Source organism: Paraburkholderia sp. MM6662-R1 (genome assembly GCF_050436245.1).
GTDB classification, from domain to species: Bacteria; Pseudomonadota; Gammaproteobacteria; order Burkholderiales; family Burkholderiaceae; genus Paraburkholderia; species Paraburkholderia tuberum.
Map to the genome: position 1 here is coordinate 478,419 of NZ_JBNDLV010000004.1, position 19,866 is coordinate 498,284.

Below are 19,866 nucleotides of genomic sequence, written 5' to 3' on the forward strand. Positions count from 1 at the left end.
AATCAGCATGACCGAAAAATCGATCGCAAGGCGATCGTTGGTCTGTCTCCGATATCGTTTTGTACGTTGGTTCGATGACAGATGTTGCCGCGCCTCGCGCCGCGACGCAAATGTCGGACAGCCATCCCAAATACTGACCATATCATGCCCACACTCAGCGAAGTCGCGCGTCATGCCGGCGTCACGCCAGCGACGGTGTCCAACGTGCTGCGCAAGCGCGGCCGCGTTGGCGAAACGACCCGGCAACGCGTGCTCGAGGCAGTCGCGGCGCTCGGCTATCGCCCGCATCTCGCCGCACGCGCGCTCGCCGAGGGCCGCGCGCCGACGCTCGCGCTGATGGTGTCGAGCATCGCGAATCCGTTCTATCCGGAGTTCGCGCTCGCGGTCGAACGCGCTGCGCGCACGAGCGGCCACTTCGTGATCATCTGCAATACCAACGACGATCCGCTAAGCGGCCGCGCGTACCTCGACCAGATCGCCGGCACCTTGTCCGAAGGCGTGCTCGTGACCAACGCGAACCTCGATTTCGCCGATCTGCACGAGACCGAAGCGCGCGGCACGCCGGTCGTGCTGTGCATGTGGGAGCGGCCCAACGAGCCGCCCGGGCTGCCGTGCGTCGCGGTCGATTTCCGGCTGGCCGGCAAGCTGGCCGGCGAGCATCTGCTCGAGCTCGGGCATCGGCGCTTTGGTGCGATCGTCGGCAGCAAGGTGTCGGGCATTCACGTGGCGCGCTTCGAAGGTTTCGTCGACGCGTTGCGCGCGGCCGGTGTGACGAGAAATCGCGTGCGACACGCGGCCGACACGATCCACGGCGGCTACCTGGCGGCCCGCGCGCTGCTCGAAGCCGATCCGCAACTCAGCGCGATCTTCGCGACCAACGATTTGCCTGCCCTCGGCGCGATGCACGCGGCCGCGGATCTGGGCCTGCGCGTGCCGGACGATCTGTCCGTGATCGGCATCACCGACATCCAGCTCGCGCGCGAGTCGCGCCCCGCACTGACGACGGTGGCGGTGCCGACGGTCGAGGTCGCCGGACTTGCAGTGGAACTGCTGCGCGAGCTGATCGAGACTTCGTACGGACAGCCGGGACGCGCCGCGCGGGACATGCCGGCGCCCGTGCCGATGCGGATTTCGTCCGAGCCGAAACTGGTCATGCGCGCATCGACGGCCGCACCGCGTTCGCGTTGATGTGGCGGTTACAGCCGCGCCGCAAGGTTGCAGTAACGCGCAATTGCGCGGGCACACCGATGCGTGGCGCGAACGACACCTGTGCGAACGTCCGGACGCGCGCCTAGACCGTTTCGCATGCGAGCGCGGCCAACGCCGCGGTGACCAGAAAGTCGTCGCTGCCACCAGTGCGAAGGCATGGGTCTCTCCGAAAAGTTCGCATTCAGTCGCCGCGCGCAAGCGCTGTTCCGCCGCAACCTCTCGCAAACATTCATCGCCCACTGAAAAAGCGCGTTACGCACCTCGAATTGCGTTGAAAAACCACCGCTGACATTTCAACCCGCTTTCAGACGGGCCAGGACTTTCCCCAAGCGGAGAAGCGCCGCTTCGCACTGCAGCACAGCGCCAAAGCATTACCACACAAGGCTCTCAGCCTGCACGCGGTTCGCGGCGCGGCGAATTTCCGCGTTCACATTTCCTTGACGAGCAGTCGCGGGCCTGCTGTACTAAATCAACCCAAGTGATTTAGGCGATTTCCTTCGGACCACATTACGTCGAAGCGTCATCGTCAAACGTCAAGCCCGCAGCTTTGCAGTTTCGATCTATCTGCAGTCCCATACGTCGTTGCCAATAACCGGAGGAGCGTCTCATGAATCTGAATTCCCACAGGCGTCCTGTCGCCAGGACAATCGCGTCGATGTGCGCCGCGGCAGCGGCGCTGTGGTGCGCAAGCGCGAGTCAGGCCGCCGACCAGCCCGTCATCGGCCTGATCACGAAGACCGATACGAACCCGTTCTTCGTGAAGATGCGCCAGGGCGCGGACGCGGCCGCGTCGAAAGACGGCGCGAAACTGATCACGGCCGCCGGCAAGTTCGACGGCGACAACGCGAGTCAGGTCACCGCGATCGAAAACATGATGACGGCCGGCGCGAAAGCAATCCTGATCACGCCGAGCGACACCAAGGCGATCGTGCCGAGCATCAAGAAGGCGCGCGCGGCCGGTGTGATGGTCATCGCCCTCGATACGCCGACCGATCCGCAGGACGCAACCGACGCCCTGTTCGCCACCGACAACTTCAAGGCCGGCGTGCTGATCGGCAAATATGCGAAGGCCGCGTTGAACGGCAAGCCCGCGAAGATCGCCACGCTCGATCTCGCGCCGGGCGTGTCGGTCGGCGTGCTGCGCCACAACGGCTTCCTCGAAGGCTTCGGCATCAAGGAAGGCGATCCATCGATCGTCTGCAGCCAGGACACGCGCGGCGATCAGGCGAAAGGTCAGACGGCGATGGAAAACTGCCTGCAGAAAGCGCCCGACATCAACGTGGTCTACACGATCAACGAACCGGCCGCGGCCGGCGCGTATCGCGCGCTGAAGGCGGCGGGTAAGGACAAGGGCGTGATGATCGTGTCGATCGACGGCGGTTGCGAAGGCGTGCGCAACGTGAAGGCCGGCGCGATCGCGGCGACCTCGCAGCAGTATCCGCTGAAGATGGCCGCGCTCGGCGTCACCGCCGGCGTCGACTACGCGAAGACCGGCAAGAAGGTGTCGGGTTATCACGACACCGGCGTCACGCTGATCACCGACAAGCCGATGTCCGGCATCGACAGCAAAGACACGAAGTTCGGCCTCGACAACTGCTGGGGCAACAAGTAACGCGCATTGCATAGCAGCCCGTTGCGCGTCGCACCGGGCCGCCAATTGAGTTGCCGCGTGACCTTCATGTCACGCTCATGTACCGAGGACTGCCATCATGTCGACCCCTTCCGCGCCCGCCGGCCGGCCGCGCCCGTCTTTCACCGAGCACCTGCCGTCGCTGTCCGAAATCGGACCGCTGATCGCGCTGGTGCTGGCCTGCGCATTCTTTGTCTCGCAGAGCAGCCGCTTTCTATCGTTCCAGAACCTGTCGCTGATCCTGCAACAGACGATGGTCGTCGCGGTCATCGCGATCGGCCAGACACTGATCGTGCTGACCGGTGGCATCGATCTGTCCTGCGGCATGGTAATGGCCTTCGGCTCGATCATCATGACGAAGTTCGCGGTCGTGCTCGGCGTGCCGCCGATCCTCGCGATTCTGTGCGGCATCGGCGCCAGCACCTTGTTCGGCTTACTGAACGGTCTGTTGATCACGCGCATCAAGTTGCCGGCGTTCATCGTCACGCTGGGTACGCTGAACATCGCGTTTGCGCTCACGCAGATCTACTCGAACGCGGAAAGCGTGTCGAACCTGCCCGATGCGATCATGTTCCTCGGCAGCACGTTCAGGCTCGGACCGGCGGAAGTCACGTACGGCACCGTGCTGACGCTGCTGATGTATCTGGGCACGTGGTTCGTGCTGCGCGACACGGTGCCCGGCCGGCATCTGTACGCGCTCGGCAACAACGCCGAGGCCGCGCGACTGATGGGCCTGTCGTCGCAGCGGATTCTGCTGACCGTCTACACGCTTGCCGGCGCGATCTACGGCATCGCCGCGCTGCTGTCGGTAGCGCGCACCGGTGTCGGCGATCCGCAGGCCGGGCAAACCGAGAACCTCGACAGCATCACCGCGGTCGTGCTCGGCGGCACGAGTCTGTTCGGTGGACGCGGCTCGATCGTCGGCACCTTGCTTGGAGCGCTGATTGTCGGCGTATTCCGTAACGGCCTGACGCTGATCGGTGTTTCCTCGGTGTACCAGGTATTGATCACCGGCATCCTCGTGATTCTCGCGGTCGCCGCCGATAAACTCTCGCACCGCGGCCGTTGATCCCGCACAGGAGCCCTGTCATGTTGACCTCCGCCTCCCCTTCCACGTCCGCTGCGATGCCGGTTCTGCAGGCACGCGGGCTCGTCAAACGTTACGGCAACGTGACCGCGCTCGACGGTTGCGATTTCGAAGTGCTGCCCGGCGAGATCCTCGCGGTGATCGGCGACAACGGCGCGGGCAAATCGTCGCTGATCAAGGCGCTCTCGGGCGCGACGGTGCCCGACGAAGGCGAGATTCTGCTCGACGGCAAACCGGTCAAGTTTCGCAGTCCGCTCGATGCGCGCGCACAAGGCATCGAGACCGTGTACCAGGAACTCGCCGTCGCGCCGGCGATGAGCATCGCCGAAAACCTGTTTCTCGCCCGCGAATTGCTGAAGCCCGGCTGGCGCGGCTCGCTGTTCAAGATGATCGACAAGCGCCGCATGCTCGACGAAGCGACCGCGGCCATGAAGGATCTGCAAATCGGCATCCGCTCGATGCGCCAGGCGGTCGAAACGCTGTCCGGCGGCCAGCGCCAGGGCGTCGCCGTTGCACGCAGCGCGGCATTCGCGCGCCACGTGGTGATTCTGGACGAGCCCACCGCCGCGCTCGGCGTGAAGGAAGGCAACATGGTGCTCGAACTGATCCGGCGCGTGCGCGAGCGTGGCCTGCCGGTGATTCTGATCAGCCACAACATGCCGCACGTGTTCGAGATCGCGGACCGCATCCATATCCAGCGGCTCGGCCGGCGCGCGGCGCTCGTCAATACGAAGGACGTGCACATGTCGGAAGCGGTCGCGATCATGACCGGGGCGAAGGAAGCCGACGTGAAGGCGATCGCATGACGCGCCGCCCAATCCGCTGAGCCACGAGGCCGGTACACGACAATGGACACCCCCAGCACCAGCAGGCGTTCGCCGGTCAAACGCACAGTCGGTTCGAATCAGGTCGGCATGCGGCAATTCAACGAGCGCATCGTCCTGCAAACGATCCGCTTGCATGGACCACTGCCGAAGGCCGAGGTCGGCCGCCTCACGCGTCTTTCGATGCAGACGGTGTCGATGATCGTCGACCGGTTGATCGCCGACGGCCTGCTCGAAAAGCACGCGCGCGTGCGCGGCAAGATCGGCCAGCCGTCGGTCCCGATCGCGTTGTGCGCGGACGGCGCGTACACGATCGGTATCAAGGTCGGACGCCGCAGTCTCGACGTGCTCGCGATGGACTTCGCCGGGCGCATCGTATGCCGCGACGTATTCGAGTATGCATATCCCGATCCGCGCGCGCTGTTCCCCGCGCTCGAAAACAAACTCGCGCGCGTGAACCAGACGCTCGGCGCGAAGGCGGGCAAGGTGGTCGGCGTCGGTGTCGCGGCGCCGTTGTGGCTCGGCGGCTGGCGCGACTTTCTCGGCGCGCCGCCCGACGCGCTCGATGCCTGGAACGACATCGATCTGCGCGCGCGCATCGCGACGATAACCGGCCTGCCCGTCGAGTTCGCCAAAGACACCACGGCCGCCTGCGCGGCCGAACTCGTGATGGGCCAGGGCCGCGGCATCCACAACTTCCTGTATCTGTTCGTCGGCACCTTCATCGGCGGGGGTCTCGTGATCGACGGACGTCTGCATGGCGGTCCGCACGACAACGCGGGCGCGGTCGGTTCGATCCCGCTGCGCGAAGGCAGCGCACGCAAACCCGCGCGGCAGTTGCTGCACGCGGCATCGGGCTTCGTGCTCGAACGACTGTTCAGCGATGCGGGCGCGCCGGCGGCCGCGGCGCATGATCATCGCGCGTTGTCGCCCGAGTTGTGGCGGCATACCGAGCGATGGCTCGACAGCGCGTGCCCGGCGATCGCGAATGCGCTAACCAATGCGGCCGCGTTGCTCGATCTCGAAGCCGTCGTGATCGACGGCGAGTTCGACCGGCTACTGCTGCGCGAGATCATTCGCCGCACCGAGCGCGTGCTCGATCGTTTCGAATGGGAAGGGATGGTGCGGCCGCAATTGCTCGAAGGCGCGATCGGCGCCGATGCCCGCGCGATGGGCGGTGCGATTCTGCCGCTATATGCGCATTTCGCGCCGGTGCATGAGCTGTTCCTGAAGCCGGCGGCGTCGGAGACGGGTTATAACGAGCGGTGAGCGATTCACTGCGCGGCAACTTTCGTCGCCGCAGGCGTCGATCCCGCCGGCGCCGCCGTCACGGTTTTCTGAACCGGCTTGTCGAGCAACGGCTGCAACGCCGGTGCCATCGACTTCAGCAACTGCACCGCCAGCGCGCTCGTGAAGTCGTAACGCGCGGCATACGGCTCGTGCACCCACGCGGTCAACGTGCCGTAGAAGCGGTCGCCGAGCGCGAACACGAAGGTCGCGCTGCGATTCACCTTGCGCGACTCGATCAACCGCGCGCCCTTCGCGTACACGTTCAAGCGCTGATCGCCGGTGCCGGTCTTGCCATAGACTTCGAGCGTTTCGCCGTTCGGGAACGTCATGCCTTGCGCGAGACGCCTCGCGGTGCCACCCGTCACGACGTCGCGCAACAGCATCCGCACCTCCCCGGCAATCTCCGGCGACACCTGCTGCTGCGGCGCGACCACCGCGCGCCTGAAATGCGTTTCGTACGGCGTGTCCTTCGCGAAGTCGATTTGCGTCAGCGTTTCGGTCGGCACCTTGTTGCCGCCGTTCGTGATCACGCCGATCAGTTGCGCGAGCGCCGCCGGACGATCGCCCGACGCGCCGATCGCCGCCGCATACGACGGCGTCAGCGACGCGAACGGATAGCCGAGCGCCTGCCAAGATTTGCCGATCGCGTCGTAGGCGCGCAGTTCGACCATGCGCTTGATGCGGTGATCCTGGGTCACGTGATAGCGCGTCTTGAAGAGCCACGAGTAAGTCGACAGGCGCACGTCCTGGCTCGCGGCTTCGATCTGCGCCAGCGTCGCATCCGGATGCGAGCGCAGGTAGTTCAGCGTCCATAGTTCGAGCGGATGCACACTCGAAATATAGCCGCGGTCGTTCAGGTTGAAGCGGTTGATGCCGTACTTGTCGTACAGATTCGCGAGATCTTCGTCGTCGAGCATCGAAGCCGCCGGCGTGTTCTTCAGCGCCGCGTACATCAACTTGTTGAACCACGCGTTCGATTGATCCGGCGCGACGCTGCGCAACGCGGTCGCCACTTTCGGGGGCGACTTGCGCACCCCGAGCAGCAATAGCGTGATCTGCTGGTCAGGCGTCTTGCCGTGGTACTTCGTGTAGAAACGCTTCATGTACACGCGGCTTTCCTGATCGGCGAAACGCGTCAGGTACATCTTGCGGGTCGCCGGATCGCCGAGCCATTGCGACGACGGCCCGGTGGTCTGCACCATTTCATAGTGCACGATATCGCGCATCAGCCGCACGAACACGAGGTTCACCGAATGCTGGAACGCGCGATGCACGGTCAGGATGCGGCTGTTGTCGTCGGACTCGAAGTTCGTGAAGGTCTGCGCGCCGCCGCCCGTAAAGAACGTTTCGCCCGGGCTCGCCGAGTATTTACGCTCGACGGCGGCGTCGAGCATAGGCTGCAGCGAATGGTCGCGCGTGTGAAGCAGATAGTCGATCGCCCAGCGCGTCAGCCGATCGTTCGGATCGGGCGTGATCGCCTTCAGCTGGGCATTGCTCAGCGATGCGTAACGTGTGTGCAAATCGGTGACGATCTGCAGATACGTGATGACGGTGCGCAGTTTCGCGGTCGAGCCGAGGTTCAGGCGCGCGCCGGAATTGATGTCGAACGGCTGGTTCACGCTATCGGTCTGCACGCGCACGAGGTTCGCGTCGCCGTGCCGCTCGAACAGCGTGAAGCTGTAGGCGATATGTGACGGATCGTCGGACCCGCGCAACATTTCGTAGCCGACGAGACCCGCGGCCTTCGCGCCGTCTTTCGTCGCGGCGGCGGCGAGGCGCTCGGCAACGGCTTGTTGCACGTCATTGTTCAGCGTGCCTGTCGCCTGCACGTCGAGGCGGTCCAGTTCATAGAAACTACGCACGCCGAGCGCGGCGAGCAGATGCGAGCGCATCGACGTGACGGCCTTGCGCGACACGAACGAACCGAGATCCGGTGTGCTGCGCGGCGCGCGATGCAGTTCGACGTGCGCCGCCAGCGCCGCGTCGCGCAACTGCTCAGTGATCACGCCGCCACTCGCGAGCAGCCGCATGTAGCTGTCGGTCAGCCGTTCGAGCTCGGGATAGCCGCGCTGCAGAAAAAACGACGGCGCGCGCTGCGCGATCATCAGCGACAGCACTTCGCGAAACGCCAGACCCTGGTCGGGCAGATTTGCTTCGGTCGACGGCGCCTTCAGCAGCCGGTTGGTCTCGCGGAAATCGCGCCCATACCAGGCGGCGAGCCCATCGCCGATACCGTTGATTTCGCCGACGCCGGGCTGCGCGGCAAGCGGCACCGAGTTCAGATAATGGACCACGATCTGTTCGCGCGCGGGCAGCGTTTGCGGTCCGTTCAGATAAGCGCGCACCGACGCCGACGCGATTTGCCGCAGCTTTTCCGGCGGCGTCGCGGTGCGGCCCCCCGCCGAGTGACGGAATTTCTCGATCTGCGTCGCGAGCGTGCTGCCGCCGGGCGTCTGTTGATGACGATTGAACACGCGCGCGCCCTGGTCGACGAGCGCGCGGCTGAAGCGCCCCCAGTCGATCGCCGGATTGCGGTTCGGCTGATCCGGATCGAGCAGATAGCGGTCTTCGATGAACAGCAGCGAATTCACCACGAGCGGCGGAATCGCGCCGAAGCTGTCGTACACGCGACCGGGAAACTGAGCGCTGTATAGCGGCACGCCGGTGCCGTCGAACAATTGCAGGCCGGCCGTGTCTTTTTCGTCGTAAGGCAGGAACAGGCCATCATCGGCTAGCGAAAGCATGCGTTCTGAATCGCGCGCCTGCGAGCTGATTTCGAAGCCATGTTGCAACAGACGCTGCTGGATAGCCGGCAACAGCGCGTAGCCGAGGCGCGCGTCGTACGGGCCCTTGTCGGCTTGCGGAAAGCGGATGGAATGACTAGGACCGTCGGTGACCGAAAAAGCGACGTCGCGGGTCAGCTCGGAAAGGTACCGCGCCTGCAGTCGCGAGGTCTCGATCTCGATCTGCACGAGCCGCGCAATCAGCGCCACCGCGAGCAGCAAAAACGCGCCAAGCCCCCATTTGAGCCAACGCCAACTCCGCACGGGCACGGTGCTGGTCACGCGAAGCGGAAACCGAAGCGGTGGCCGATTCATGGCTGCTCTCCCCGAGCGATGGCCAGGGGGGCGAGCCTGGCTCAGTTCATTCAAAGCAGTGTAGCTCGGAACGAGAAACCCTCATCGGTTCGGATTGATGCGACAGTGTCGCGGCTACAACACCTGCTGGCGTCGGATGACAAAACGCGAACCGGCATGAGATATTGAAGCTCTTTTCACACCAATAACAAACCGCCTTTTCGGGCGGTTTTGCCGTTTCTGGCGGGCCTTGCCGAAAGAAAGTCGCTTTTTGGCTGGCATTCTTACCGGCAACCGGGCGGACGGCCGGGCAACTTGTTTACGGCGCGCCTAATTTCGCGCTTTCGTCTGTGCACGCAACAGCGCGATAAACCGTTCCGCCGGCGGCGACAGCACGCCGCCCTTGCGCGTGACGATGCCGAACGTCTGCGATGGCGATTTGAGCCTGACCGGCACGACGCGCAGCATCTTGTGCCGCACGAACGGCCCAGCAATTGCACTCGGCAGCAGCGAAACGAGTTCGGCGCTGCTTTGCAGCAGTGCAACTGTCACGAATGTGGAAGCCGTCGAAATCGGATTGTCGGGCATCTCGAGGCCGGCGAGATCCATCTCGCGTTCGAGCAGCGCATGCAGCGGCATGTGTGACGGATACATGACCCAGCGATGCCCGGCGAGGTCGCGCAACATCATCTCGCGGCGCGGCAACGGCGCATGCTGATAACCGACCACCACCGCCAACGGCTCGTCGCCGAGCGGACGATACTGATACTTCGACGGATCGGCCGCGACCGCCGCTCGGCCGACCACCAGATCGAGCCGCCCGTCGTCGAGCTGCGCGAGCATTCGTGCGCTGGTGTCCTCGACCACTTCGATCGACAGACCCGGTTGCGCCGCATGCAATTGATTCAGCGCGGGCACCACGCAGTCGGGAATCGCGCCCATGATCGCGCCGAGCGCGAGCCGCCCGCCGCGCCCCGAACGAATTTCGGCGACGTCCTGGCAGAGCGCGGTGAGGTCCGACGTCACGACGCGCGCATATCGGATCACGCAATGACCGAGCTGGTTCGGGATCATGCCACTTTTCGAGCGCTCGAAAAGCGGCGCGTCGAGCATCGATTCGAGCTCCTGCAGCGCCTTGCTCGCCGCCGATTGCGTCATCGACATCACGCCGGCCGCTTTGTGCAGCGATTTGTGATCGTCGAGCGCGATCAGCAGATGCAGCTGTTTCATGCGCAGCTTCGACAGCAGGACGCTGAGCGTGTCTTTCATCGGTGGGGTGAGTCGCAAAAGCGATCATGATATGGAAACAATTCAATATACCCGCGAGGCCCAGCGCCGTATAGTCGCCGAAGGAGACATTCATCCAGTTGCGCCGCCCGTTCGCGGGCTCGAGCGCAATCCTTCCATCCTCGTACGGACCACATCGCCATGAGCCAAGCGTCACACTCTCCCGCCCTGCGCGGCGTCTTCCCCGTCGTGCCGACGATCTTCGACGACGCCGGGCGTCTCGACCTCGAAGGCCAGAAGCGCTGCCTCGATTTCATGATCGACGCCGGCTCGAACGGCCTGTGCATTCTCGCGAACTTCTCCGAGCAGTTCGCGCTGTCCGACGACGAGCGCGACACACTGATGCATCTCGCGCTCGAACACGTCGCGGGCCGCGTGCCGGTGATCGTCACGACCACGCACTTCAGCTCGCACCAGTGCGCGGAGCGCAGCCGCGCAGCGCAGGCCGCGGGCGCCGCGATGGTGATGGTCATGCCGCCGTATCACGGCGCGACGATCCGCATCGGCGAGCGCGGCGTCTACGAGTTCTATCGTACGGTGTCCGATGCCATCCAGATTCCGATCATGATCCAGGACGCGCCGGTCAGCGGCACGCCGTTGTCCGCGCCGTTCCTCGCTCGTATGGCGCGCGAGATCGACAACGTGTCGTACTTCAAGATCGAAACGCCGCAGGCCGCGAACAAGCTGCGCGAGCTGATCGAACTGGGCGGCGACGCGATCGTCGGTCCGTGGGACGGCGAGGAAGCGATCACGCTGATGGCCGACCTCGATGCGGGCGCGACCGGTTCGATGACGGGCGGCGGTTATGCCGATGGCATCCGCCTGATCGTCGATGCCTATGCGGCCGGTGATACCGAGGCCGCCGCCGTGCACTATCAGCAGTGGCTGCCGCTGATCAACTACGAGAATCGCCAGGGCGGCCTCGCATCGTGCAAGGCGCTGATGAAGGAAGGCGGCGTGATCGGTTCGGACGCGGTGCGTCACCCGCTGCCGCAGATGCATCCGGCGACGCGCGAAGGACTGTTGAAGATCGCACGCCGGCTCGATCCGCTGGTGTTGCGCTGGGGTCGATAACGCAGAACGAAGCGCGGCGGGGCGCCTGTCGACGTGCGGGCTCACGCGGGCTGGACGGGCACACGCGATTGCCGCTAACCTAGGGCGTGTCCACAAGCTCGCGCCCCATGCAAAGTTTCTACGAAGCCACCGTCACCCGCTCCTCTGCCTACGCGCCGCTCAACGGCCGACGCAGCGCGCACGTCTGCATCGTCGGCGGCGGACTTGCGGGACTCTCCACCGCGCTGGGACTCGCCGAACGCGGCGTCGAAGACGTCGTCGTGCTCGAGGAGCAGCAGGTCGGCTTCGGCGCATCGGGACGCAACGGCGGCTTCGTGTTCGGCGGCTACAGCCTCGATTGCGCCGACCTGCTGAAGACGCTCGGGCCGACTCGCGCGCGCGAACTCTATGCGCTGACCACCGACGCGGTCGAGCTGATGCGCAAGCGAATTGCGCGCTATCGGATCGATTGCGACGCGACCGATGCCGGCGTGATCCTCGCGAACTGGTTCGACGAACCTGCGCGTCTCGAAGCGCAACGGCGTCTGATGCGCGATTCGTTCGGGCGTCGACTGGGAACCGATCGCTGCCAACCAACTCGCCGCGCAACTGAAAACGAGCCGCTATCACGGCGGCCTGTTCGAGCGCAACGCGTTCCATTTTCATCCGCTCAAGTACGTTGTCGGCGTCGCCGCGGCGGCCGCGCAAGCGGGCGTGACGATACACGAGCGCTCGCCGGCCGTCAGCTTGCGGCGCGACGGCGCGGGCTTCGTCGTCGAGACGCCGCAAGGTGCGCTCGACGCGCGTCACGTCGTGATGGCGGGCGGCGGCTATGCACGCAACGTGTACGCGCGCGTCGAGCGCGCGGTGCTGCCTATCGCCACCTACGTGATGGCAACGGAGCCGCTCGGCGAACGCTTGCACGACGCAATCGCCACACGCGCCGCGATCTATGACACCCGCTTCGCGTTCGACTACTACCGCCCGTTGCCCGACACGCGCATCCTGTGGGGCGGCCGCATCTCCGTGCGCGACCGCGAGCCCGAGGCGATCGCGCATCTGTTGCGACAGGACCTGCTGAAGGTCTATCCGCAGCTGCGCGACGTGCGCATCGAGCACGCATGGGGCGGCCTGATGAGCTACGCGCGACACAAGATGCCGCAGATCGGCCAAAGCACGGACGGCGTCTGGTACGCGGTCGGTTTCGGCGGACACGGCATGGCGCCGACCACGGTGTCGGGCGAACTGCTGGCCGCGGCTATCTCCGGTGAACGGCCGGTGCCCGACGCGTTCGCGACCTTCGGCCTCACGCGCACGTACGGCGCGCTCGGCCTCGCGGCCGCGCAGCTCACGTACACCGCAATGCAAACACGCGACGCACTTGCCGCGCGCCGCCGACCCACGCGCCCGGTCGCGTAAGCGCCACGCAAGCTCCTTCGAGATGCCTTCGTCGATGCCCGGGACCCACGCCAGAGGCCCGTTTCGCCATGCTAGAATGCGCCGTCACTGCCGCTCGAAACCACAATGAAAAAGGGAAGCAAGGCCGCCGAGCCTGATACCAACGGCATCGTGTCTGGCACGCCGCACGCCGACGCGCGACGTACCGGCGCCAGGCGTACCGACGCCCCGCGTGTGGACGCCCCACGCAAATACGATCCCGAGCAGACTAAGCGCAACATCCTCGACGTCGCGACCCAGGAGTTCTCCGCGATGGGGCTGACGGGTGCCCGCGTCGACGCGATCGCGGAACGCACGAACACCACCAAGCGCATGCTGTACTACTACTTCGGCAGCAAGGAAGGGTTGTACCAGGCGGTGCTGGAAAAGGTGTATGGAGACATTCGCGCGCTCGAACAGGACCTGCACATCAGCGAACTCGATCCGGTCGAAGGCATGCGCGCGCTGGTCGAATTCACGTTCGACTACCACGACCGCCAGCGCGATTTCGTGCGCCTCGTGACGATCGAAAACATTCACGGCGCGAAGTACGTCGAGCAGGTCAAGACGTTCAAAGGACGCAACGTCACCGTGATTCACACGATCGAGGATCTGCTCGCGCGCGGCATCGCGGCGGGCCAGTTCCGCAGCGACATCGATCCGATCGATCTGCATCTGATGATCAGCTCGCTGTGTTTCCATCGCGTGGGCAACCGGCATACGTTCGGCACCGCGTTTGGGCGCGATCCGTCGCATCCGCGGCTGCGGGCGCGGCATCGGGCGATGATCGTCGATGCGATCTTGCGGTTCGTGAAGAAGGACGATTGACGCCGGTTGCGCGGCGACCGGCTGAAATGGAAACGGGATGTGGTGAAAGCCACATCCCGTTTTTTATCGCTTCGAGAAACGCAGCGCGTTCAGCGGGAAGACTCAATCCACCAGCACGATCCGCTTGATATCGCCGACGACGAAGATATAGGACAGCGCGCCGATCAACGCGATGACACCGATAAACACCAGCGCGCCCACGAACGAACCGGTCGCCGCGACGATCAGGCCCACCACGAGCGGCGTCACGATACCCGCCAGGTTCGCGGCGAAGTTGAAGATGCCGCCGGTCACGCCGAGCAAGCCCTCGGGCGCGATATCCGACACCAGCGTCCAGCCGAGCGCGGCCATGCCCTGCGCGAAGAACGCCACCGACAGAATCGCGATCACCACGACGTTGCTCTCGACATAGTTGGCGAGAATGATCGTCGAGGCGAGCAGCAGACCCGCGATGATCGGCAGCTTGCGCGCGACGTTCGGCGATTTGCCGCGGCGCAGCAGCCAGTCGGAGAATACGCCGCCGAACATCACGCCGATCGAAGCCGCGATGAACGGCATGATCGCGAAGAAGCCGATCTTCAGCCACGCCATATGACGTTCGGTGGCGAGATACGTCGGGAACCACGTGAGGAAGAACACCAGCGTCGAATTGCCCGCGAACTGGCCGAGGCAGATGCCGGTCAACTGGCGATGCTTGAGCAGCTGGCCAATCGTGCCCCATTGGAAGCCGCTTTTCTTCGATGCCGCCGTATCGGCTGCACCCGCGGCTGCACCCGCGGCCGCACCCGCGACATCCTTGTTGCGTTGCGTGAGACCGCCGCCCGCCTCGATATAGTCGAGCTCTTCCTGATTCGCCGACGGATGATCGCGCGGCTCGCGATACAGCAGCCACCACACCACGCCGAACGCGATACCGACGCCGCCGACCACGAGGAACAGCGAGCGCCAGCCGAATGCGCCCATCAGCATGAACAGGAACGGGCTGAAAAACGCGAGGCCGATATATTCGCCGACCGTGTAGGTGCCGGTCGCCATCGCGCGCTCGCTTTGCGGAAACCACGTGGCGACCACGCGGCTATTGGTCGGAAAGCATGGCGCCTCCGAAACGCCAAGGCCGAGACGGAAGGCGAACAGCCCGCCGATGCTCCCCACGAGCCCTTGCGCGAGCGTGCAGAGCGACCAGAACGTCATCGACAGGAAGTAGGTGAGCTTGCTGCCGAAGCGGTCGAGAAACAGGCCGCCCGGAATCTGCGAGGCCACGTAGCTCCACGAAAACACGGAGAACAGCAGGCCCATCAGCGCGGCGTTGATGCCGAGCTCCTTCGTCAGCTGCGGTGCCGCGATGCCGAGCACGGTGCGGTCGAGATAGTTGATCATCGTGCCGACCGCGAGCAGCGCGAGGATCTTGTAACGGGCTTTCGAACGGCGCGCGGGGCTCGCCGCCTTGTTCTGCGCGGGCGAGCCCGCGGAGCTGGATTGGAACGATTGCGTCATGGCGTGCTTGTCTCCTCGATCAGCTTGGGTGCCGGTCTCTACGCGGCCGGTTAGCGTTGCAACAACGATTGAAAGTGGGTGTAGACACGCTCGGCGTCCGGCTCGAGGCCCGTGAAAATACGCATGGCGTCGACCGCCTGATAGACCGCCATGCCGCCGCCACTCAGCGTGCGGCAGCCAAGCGCCTCGGCCGCCTGCAGCAGCGCGGTGCGAATCGGGAAATAGACGATGTCGGCGACCCACAGGTCGCGGTGCAGCAATTCGGCCGGCAGCGGCAGGCCCGGCATTTTAGCCATACCGGTCGGGGTAGCGTGAATCAGGCCTTGCGCGACGCAGAGCGATTCTTCGAGCGACGTGCCCGCGCTGACCCTGGCTTTCGGGAAACGCGCCTGCAACTCGTCGGCGAGCGACTGCGCGCGGGCGGCATCGACGTCGAACAGCGTCAGCGACTGCGCGCCCATGTTCAGCGCCGCATGCGCGACCGCCGCGCCGGCGCCGCCGGCGCCAAGCTGCACGACGCGTTCCAGCGACACGTCCGGCAGGCCGCGCTGGAACGCGCGCGCGAAGCCGGACCAATCGGTGTTGTGACCGATGCGCTTGCCGTCCTTGAACAGCACGGTGTTGACCGCGCCGAGCGCGCGGGCGTCGTCGGACAGTTCGTCGAGCAGCGGAATCACCGCCTGCTTGCATGGATACGTGATGTTCAGGCCGTTGTAACCCATCCGTTCGGCCGCTGTCAGCAGCTCCGGCAGCGCGGCGGTGTCGAGCTTCTGCGCATCGAGATCGATGCGTCGATAGACATAGTGCAGTCCGAGCTTGCTGCCCTCTTCCTCGTGCATCGCGGGCGTGAGCGAACCGCTGATGCCCGAGCCGATCAGGCCGACCAGAAAGGAGTGGGAAGTGGCCCGCAAGCTCGCCTGCGCATTGGCCAACGCGGCGATCTGCGCGTCGGTCCGGGAATTTCCCCGAGTGTTCGCTTGAGTGTTCATTTCGCCGCCCTATTCTTAAGAATCGTCGCCATCCGTTCCAGCGCGAGCACATAGCCCTGCGTGCCACAGCCGACGATGATCGCGTCCGCCACCGCCGACACGTACGAGTGATGCCGGAACGCTTCGCGCCGATGCACGTTCGAGATATGCACCTCGATGACGGGCTTTTCGATCGCGCTCAATGCGTCGGCGATCGCGACCGACGTATGGGTGTAAGCGGCCGGATTGATCACGATGCCGTCGACCTTGGTGCGCGCCGCGTGCAGCCAGTCGATCAGCTGATGCTCGGCGTTCGACTGGCAGAAGTCGATCGCGAGGTCGAGGCGCTCGCCCGCGTCGCGGCACAGCGTCGCGACGTCGTCGAGCGTTTGCGCGCCATAGATGGCCGGCTCGCGCGTGCCGAGCAGATTGAGGTTCGGTCCGTTCAGGACCAGTACGGAGGCAAAGCTCATGACAACGACTCCCGCAAAATAAGGCGCGACTCGAACCGCGGCACCCGCGGCGGTTCTTCGACGCATGGCGAAGTGTGCGCGCATCGGCCGTCGTCGTCATTCGGGGTTTCTACGAATTTGTACCATCTAGTTAGTTTGTATAGACTATCGAAACTCCCGGGTAGTGTGGGGTATTCTGGCCTGCGTCTTGCTTCAGTACGTAACGAACTAGCTCGTTTTTGCGCATTGCAGCAAGCCCGGCAGGCCGCGCCACCAGGCGTGCCGCCGCGGTTTTTCCCTGAGTTTCCCCCTCGTTTGTCCGTTTTTGCAGGAGCCGTTCATGCAACGTTCGATTGCCACCGTGTCGATTAGCGGCACCCTCGTCGAGAAGCTGAGCGCGATCCGCACGGCGGGTTTCGAAGGTGTCGAAATCTTCGAGAACGACCTGCTGTATTTCGACGGCTCGCCCGCCGACGTGCGCCGCATCGCCGACGACCTCGGCCTGAAGATCATGCTGTTCCAGCCGTTTCGCGATTTCGACGGCGTCAGTCCCGAACGGCTCGAGCGTAATCTCGACCGCGCGAAGCGCAAGTTCGACGTAATGCACGAGCTAGGCACGGACCGCATCCTCGTGTGCAGCAACGTGTCGCCGGACACGATCTGCGACGACTCGCTGATGATCGACCAGTTGGGCGCGCTCGCCCGCGCGGCCGAAGCGGCTGGCGTGCTCGCCGGTTACGAAGCGCTCGCCTGGGGCAGGCACGTAAAGACCTATCGCCACGCGTGGAAGCTTGTCGACGCCGTGAATCATCCAAATCTCGGGCTCGTGCTCGACAGCTTTCATACGCTGTCGCTGAACGACACGCCCGACGCAATCGCCGACATTCCTGGCGAGCGCATCGCGTTCGTGCAGATCGCGGACGCGCCGAAGCTTGCGATGGACGTGCTCGAATGGAGCCGCCACTACCGCTGCTTCCCCGGCCAGGGCGACTTCGATCTCGCGAACTTCACCGCGCAGGTCGTCAAAGCTGGCTACAAGGGCCCGCTTTCGCTGGAAATCTTCAACGACGGCTTTCGCGCCGCCCCCACCACGATTACGGCCGCCGATGGCCATCGCTCGTTGTTGTTCCTCGAAGAGCAAACTCGCGCGTTGCTCGAAGAGCAACAACAGCCGCGCAAAACGACAGGCGGCCTGTACCGCTCGCCCGCCGCGCCCGCGCACGTCGGCTATCAGTTCCTCGAATTCGCGGTCGATCACACCACGCGCACGCAGCTAGCCGACTGGCTCGGCAAGCTGCGCTTTCGCCAGGCCGGCCAGCATCGCTCGAAGGACGTAACGCTGTATCAGCACGGCGCGGCCTCGATCGTGCTAAACGCCGAGCCCGACTCGTTCGCAAACGCGTTTTTTCAGCAGCATGGTTTGTCGCTGTGCGCATCGGCGTTTCGTGTCGATGACGCGAGCCACGCATTCGAGCGCGCGGCCGGCTTTGGCTACGCGCCGTTCTCCGGCCAGATCGGGCCGAACGAGCGCGTGCTGCCGGCCGTGCAGGCGCCGGATGGCAGTCTCAACTATTTCGTCGACGAAACGCCCGATCAGCCCACGCTGTTCGAGGCCGATTTCGTGCTGACCGACGTCAACGGCCCGACCGAGGTGGGACCGCTCGAGCGCATCGATCACGTGTGTCTGTCTGTGCCGGCGAGTGCGCTCGATACGTGGGTGCTGTTTCTGCGCACCGCGTTCGGCTTCCTGGCCGAGCCGGGGGTGCTCGTTCCCGATCCGTACGGCCTCGTGCGCAGCCGCGCGCTGCGCAGCCCCGACGGCTCGGTGCGGATCGCGCTGAATGCATCGGTGGATCGCCATACGGCGGTGGCCGAGGCGCTGCACACGTATCACGGCTCCGGACTGAACCACGTCGCGTTCAGTACCGGCGACATCTTCAGCGCTCTCCCCGAGTTCGTCGCCGACGGCGTGCCGATCCTGCGCATTCCGCGCAATTACTACGACGACCTCGCGGCCCGCTACGCGCTGTCCGACACGCTGCTCGAAGCGATGCGCGCGAACAATATCCTGTACGACCGCGACGAACGCGGCGGCGAGTTTTTCCACGCTTATACGGAGCAACTCGACCAGCGCTTCTTCCTCGAGATCGTCGAGCGGCGCGGCGGCTATGACGGCTACGGCGCGGCCAATGCGGCGGTGCGGCTCGCGGCGCAGGCGCAGCGGCGCAAGTAACGGGCGGACACCGGAGGCACGACGGCGGCTTCGTCATTGGGAGTCGCCGCGTCGATACGGATTTCGTCTTTTCAGGCAGGCGACCTGCGTCCCCGATCGGGACAGGCTCGCCGTCTCGATATAATGGCGCCTGCTCAGCCGAATCGCCGAATCAACGCCAGGAGAGATATGAAGAAGTTCGCTGCAGTCCTGTCCCTTTCGCTACTGCTCAGCGCTTGCGCGTATTTCCAGAAAGACCCGGATTCCGGCGAACCCGTCACGGACACGACGACACAGCGTTCCGTCGACGACGTGGTCGCCTGTCTGACGCAGATGGCCAATCATCACAACGCCGCGTTCAAGTCGACCGGGATCCCGCAGGGTCAGATGCTCGACTTCGGCGACTCGAACGTCGTCAAGGTACGCAGCGACAACGGCGCGACAACTTACCGTTTCTATGCGGGCAAGCGTCATGTAAGCAACCTGTGGATCGAATCGGCAAGCAAAACCTGCGCGCCATAAGGCTTTGTGGCGCATAAAGGCGAAGTTGCAGGCGCCGGAATCGGATCCATTGCAACGTTCATGTCACGGTGTTACAGGACAATGGAGTCTTAAGAATCGTTTAAGACTTCGTCCGCAAGATCCCCGGACATGTCCCCGCACGAGGTGCGCTCCATGAATCAGCCCGAAATCAACACCAACGAAACACCGGCCAAACGGCCTACTATCCTGCGCCGTCTGTTGAGCCATCACGAGCTCGCGACGCTGCTGCTGCTGCTGCACGCGCCGATCGATGCATCCGCAAAACCCGAAATTCCGCAGCTTTACGAAGCAGGTCTCGTCGAGACCGTTTCGAACGATGCGGGCACGCCGCATATCCGTCTGACGTCCGAGGGTAATGCGGTGTTGCGAGGGCTTGGGGTGAAGTAAGCAGATCGGCTCGCGACCCGGTCATCTGAGGCCGCGTCAACGCTTTGCGTTGACGCGGCTTTAATGAGATGGTCAGCCCGACTAAAAC

15 protein-coding genes and 1 pseudogene are annotated in these 19,866 nt (G+C 64.5%); 11 read left to right on the plus strand and 5 right to left on the minus strand.

Annotated elements, in window-relative coordinates; all coding sequences use genetic code 11:
* Positions 1–144: 144 nt before the first annotated feature.
* The 5 genes from OKW39_RS31980 to OKW39_RS32000 all read left to right on the plus strand — a co-directional run bounded on the left by OKW39_RS31980 (position 145) and on the right by OKW39_RS32000 (position 6,019).
* On the plus strand, positions 145–1,188 hold the full coding sequence (locus tag OKW39_RS31980) for a LacI family DNA-binding transcriptional regulator (protein ID WP_429564470.1): 1,044 nt from the start codon (positions 145–147) through the stop codon (positions 1,186–1,188).
* A gap of 628 nt (positions 1,189–1,816) precedes the next feature.
* Positions 1,817–2,821, plus strand: a complete 1,005-nt coding sequence (locus OKW39_RS31985) for a sugar ABC transporter substrate-binding protein (RefSeq protein ID WP_090806894.1) — start codon at positions 1,817–1,819, stop codon at positions 2,819–2,821.
* Positions 2,822–2,918: 97 nt separating this feature from the next.
* Complete coding sequence (locus OKW39_RS31990) at positions 2,919–3,908, plus strand: ABC transporter permease (RefSeq protein WP_090806896.1); 990 nt, start codon at positions 2,919–2,921, stop codon at positions 3,906–3,908.
* Between the two features lie 20 nt (positions 3,909–3,928).
* Positions 3,929–4,732: an ATP-binding cassette domain-containing protein gene (locus OKW39_RS31995; RefSeq protein ID WP_208524305.1), complete on the plus strand. Its 804-nt coding sequence runs from the start codon at positions 3,929–3,931 to the stop codon at positions 4,730–4,732.
* Positions 4,733–4,774: 42 nt separating this feature from the next.
* Positions 4,775–6,019, plus strand: coding sequence for an ROK family transcriptional regulator (locus OKW39_RS32000; protein WP_429564471.1), 1,245 nt, complete (start codon positions 4,775–4,777; stop codon positions 6,017–6,019).
* Between the two features lie 5 nt (positions 6,020–6,024).
* On the opposite strand, the gene OKW39_RS32005 is transcribed toward OKW39_RS32000, so the two are convergent.
* Together OKW39_RS32005 and OKW39_RS32010 are read right to left on the minus strand one after the other, a co-directional pair.
* Positions 6,025–9,138 carry a transglycosylase domain-containing protein gene (locus OKW39_RS32005; RefSeq protein ID WP_429402797.1) on the minus strand — a complete coding sequence of 1,038 codons (3,114 nt, stop codon included), beginning with the start codon at positions 9,136–9,138 and terminating at the stop codon, positions 6,025–6,027.
* Between the two features lie 309 nt (positions 9,139–9,447).
* Positions 9,448–10,386: a LysR family transcriptional regulator gene (locus tag OKW39_RS32010; protein WP_429564472.1), complete on the minus strand. Its 939-nt coding sequence runs from the start codon at positions 10,384–10,386 to the stop codon at positions 9,448–9,450.
* Positions 10,387–10,545: 159 nt separating this feature from the next.
* Here OKW39_RS32010 and OKW39_RS32015 point away from each other — a divergent pair, with 159 nt between their 5' ends.
* The 3 genes and pseudogenes from OKW39_RS32015 to OKW39_RS32025 all read left to right on the plus strand — a co-directional run bounded on the left by OKW39_RS32015 (position 10,546) and on the right by OKW39_RS32025 (position 13,722).
* The gene (locus tag OKW39_RS32015) at positions 10,546–11,478 is read left to right on the plus strand and encodes a dihydrodipicolinate synthase family protein (RefSeq protein ID WP_429564473.1); all 933 of its coding nucleotides are present in this window, start codon (positions 10,546–10,548) and stop codon (positions 11,476–11,478) included.
* 107 nt (positions 11,479–11,585) lie between these two features.
* Positions 11,586–12,876: pseudogene (locus OKW39_RS32020) on the plus strand (NAD(P)/FAD-dependent oxidoreductase).
* A gap of 105 nt (positions 12,877–12,981) precedes the next feature.
* Positions 12,982–13,722 carry a TetR/AcrR family transcriptional regulator gene (locus tag OKW39_RS32025; protein WP_090806910.1) on the plus strand — a complete coding sequence of 247 codons (741 nt, stop codon included), beginning with the start codon at positions 12,982–12,984 and terminating at the stop codon, positions 13,720–13,722.
* Between the two features lie 102 nt (positions 13,723–13,824).
* On the opposite strand, the gene OKW39_RS32030 is transcribed toward OKW39_RS32025, so the two are convergent.
* Genes OKW39_RS32030 through aroQ form a run of 3 tightly spaced genes read right to left on the minus strand, consistent with a single transcriptional unit; the run spans position 13,825 to position 16,657 of the window.
* Positions 13,825–15,216 (minus strand): MFS transporter, encoded by a 1,392-nt coding sequence (locus tag OKW39_RS32030; protein WP_090806913.1) that lies wholly within the window; start codon positions 15,214–15,216, stop codon positions 13,825–13,827.
* Between the two features lie 50 nt (positions 15,217–15,266).
* Positions 15,267–16,205: a shikimate dehydrogenase gene (locus OKW39_RS32035; protein WP_429564474.1), complete on the minus strand. Its 939-nt coding sequence runs from the start codon at positions 16,203–16,205 to the stop codon at positions 15,267–15,269.
* Complete coding sequence (gene aroQ / locus OKW39_RS32040; RefSeq protein WP_429333555.1) at positions 16,202–16,657, minus strand: type II 3-dehydroquinate dehydratase; 456 nt, start codon at positions 16,655–16,657, stop codon at positions 16,202–16,204. The genes OKW39_RS32035 and aroQ overlap by 4 nt, the downstream gene beginning before the upstream one ends.
* Positions 16,658–16,976: 319 nt before the next feature.
* On the opposite strand from aroQ, the gene OKW39_RS32045 reads away from it, so the two are divergent.
* The 3 genes from OKW39_RS32045 to OKW39_RS32055 all read left to right on the plus strand — a co-directional run bounded on the left by OKW39_RS32045 (position 16,977) and on the right by OKW39_RS32055 (position 19,778).
* Positions 16,977–18,869, plus strand: coding sequence for a bifunctional sugar phosphate isomerase/epimerase/4-hydroxyphenylpyruvate dioxygenase family protein (locus OKW39_RS32045; protein ID WP_429564475.1), 1,893 nt, complete (start codon positions 16,977–16,979; stop codon positions 18,867–18,869).
* A 168-nt stretch (positions 18,870–19,037) separates the two neighbouring features.
* Positions 19,038–19,370 carry a hypothetical protein gene (locus tag OKW39_RS32050; protein ID WP_090806920.1) on the plus strand — a complete coding sequence of 111 codons (333 nt, stop codon included), beginning with the start codon at positions 19,038–19,040 and terminating at the stop codon, positions 19,368–19,370.
* 153 nt (positions 19,371–19,523) lie between these two features.
* A complete protein-coding gene (locus OKW39_RS32055; protein ID WP_090810191.1) occupies positions 19,524–19,778 on the plus strand; it encodes a hypothetical protein in 255 nt (84 codons plus the stop codon).
* The last annotated feature ends 88 nt before the right edge of the window (positions 19,779–19,866 follow it).

Excerpts from the sequence above, each read along its gene's own strand:
- OKW39_RS31980 (WP_429564470.1), top strand. The coding sequence starts at position 145 with ATGCCCACACTCAGCGAAGTCGCGCGTCATGCCGGCGTCACGCCAGCG.
- OKW39_RS31985 (WP_090806894.1), top strand. The coding sequence starts at position 1,817 with ATGAATCTGAATTCCCACAGGCGTCCTGTCGCCAGGACAATCGCGTCG.
- OKW39_RS31990 (WP_090806896.1), top strand. The coding sequence starts at position 2,919 with ATGTCGACCCCTTCCGCGCCCGCCGGCCGGCCGCGCCCGTCTTTCACC.
- OKW39_RS31995 (WP_208524305.1), top strand. The coding sequence starts at position 3,929 with ATGTTGACCTCCGCCTCCCCTTCCACGTCCGCTGCGATGCCGGTTCTG.
- OKW39_RS32000 (WP_429564471.1), top strand. The coding sequence starts at position 4,775 with ATGGACACCCCCAGCACCAGCAGGCGTTCGCCGGTCAAACGCACAGTC.
- OKW39_RS32005 (WP_429402797.1), bottom strand. The coding sequence starts at position 9,138 with ATGAATCGGCCACCGCTTCGGTTTCCGCTTCGCGTGACCAGCACCGTG.
- OKW39_RS32010 (WP_429564472.1), bottom strand. The coding sequence starts at position 10,386 with ATGAAAGACACGCTCAGCGTCCTGCTGTCGAAGCTGCGCATGAAACAG.
- OKW39_RS32015 (WP_429564473.1), top strand. The coding sequence starts at position 10,546 with ATGAGCCAAGCGTCACACTCTCCCGCCCTGCGCGGCGTCTTCCCCGTC.
- OKW39_RS32025 (WP_090806910.1), top strand. The coding sequence starts at position 12,982 with ATGAAAAAGGGAAGCAAGGCCGCCGAGCCTGATACCAACGGCATCGTG.
- OKW39_RS32030 (WP_090806913.1), bottom strand. The coding sequence starts at position 15,216 with ATGACGCAATCGTTCCAATCCAGCTCCGCGGGCTCGCCCGCGCAGAAC.
- OKW39_RS32035 (WP_429564474.1), bottom strand. The coding sequence starts at position 16,205 with ATGAACACTCAAGCGAACACTCGGGGAAATTCCCGGACCGACGCGCAG.
- aroQ (WP_429333555.1), bottom strand. The coding sequence starts at position 16,657 with ATGAGCTTTGCCTCCGTACTGGTCCTGAACGGACCGAACCTCAATCTG.
- OKW39_RS32045 (WP_429564475.1), top strand. The coding sequence starts at position 16,977 with ATGCAACGTTCGATTGCCACCGTGTCGATTAGCGGCACCCTCGTCGAG.
- OKW39_RS32050 (WP_090806920.1), top strand. The coding sequence starts at position 19,038 with ATGAAGAAGTTCGCTGCAGTCCTGTCCCTTTCGCTACTGCTCAGCGCT.
- OKW39_RS32055 (WP_090810191.1), top strand. The coding sequence starts at position 19,524 with ATGAATCAGCCCGAAATCAACACCAACGAAACACCGGCCAAACGGCCT.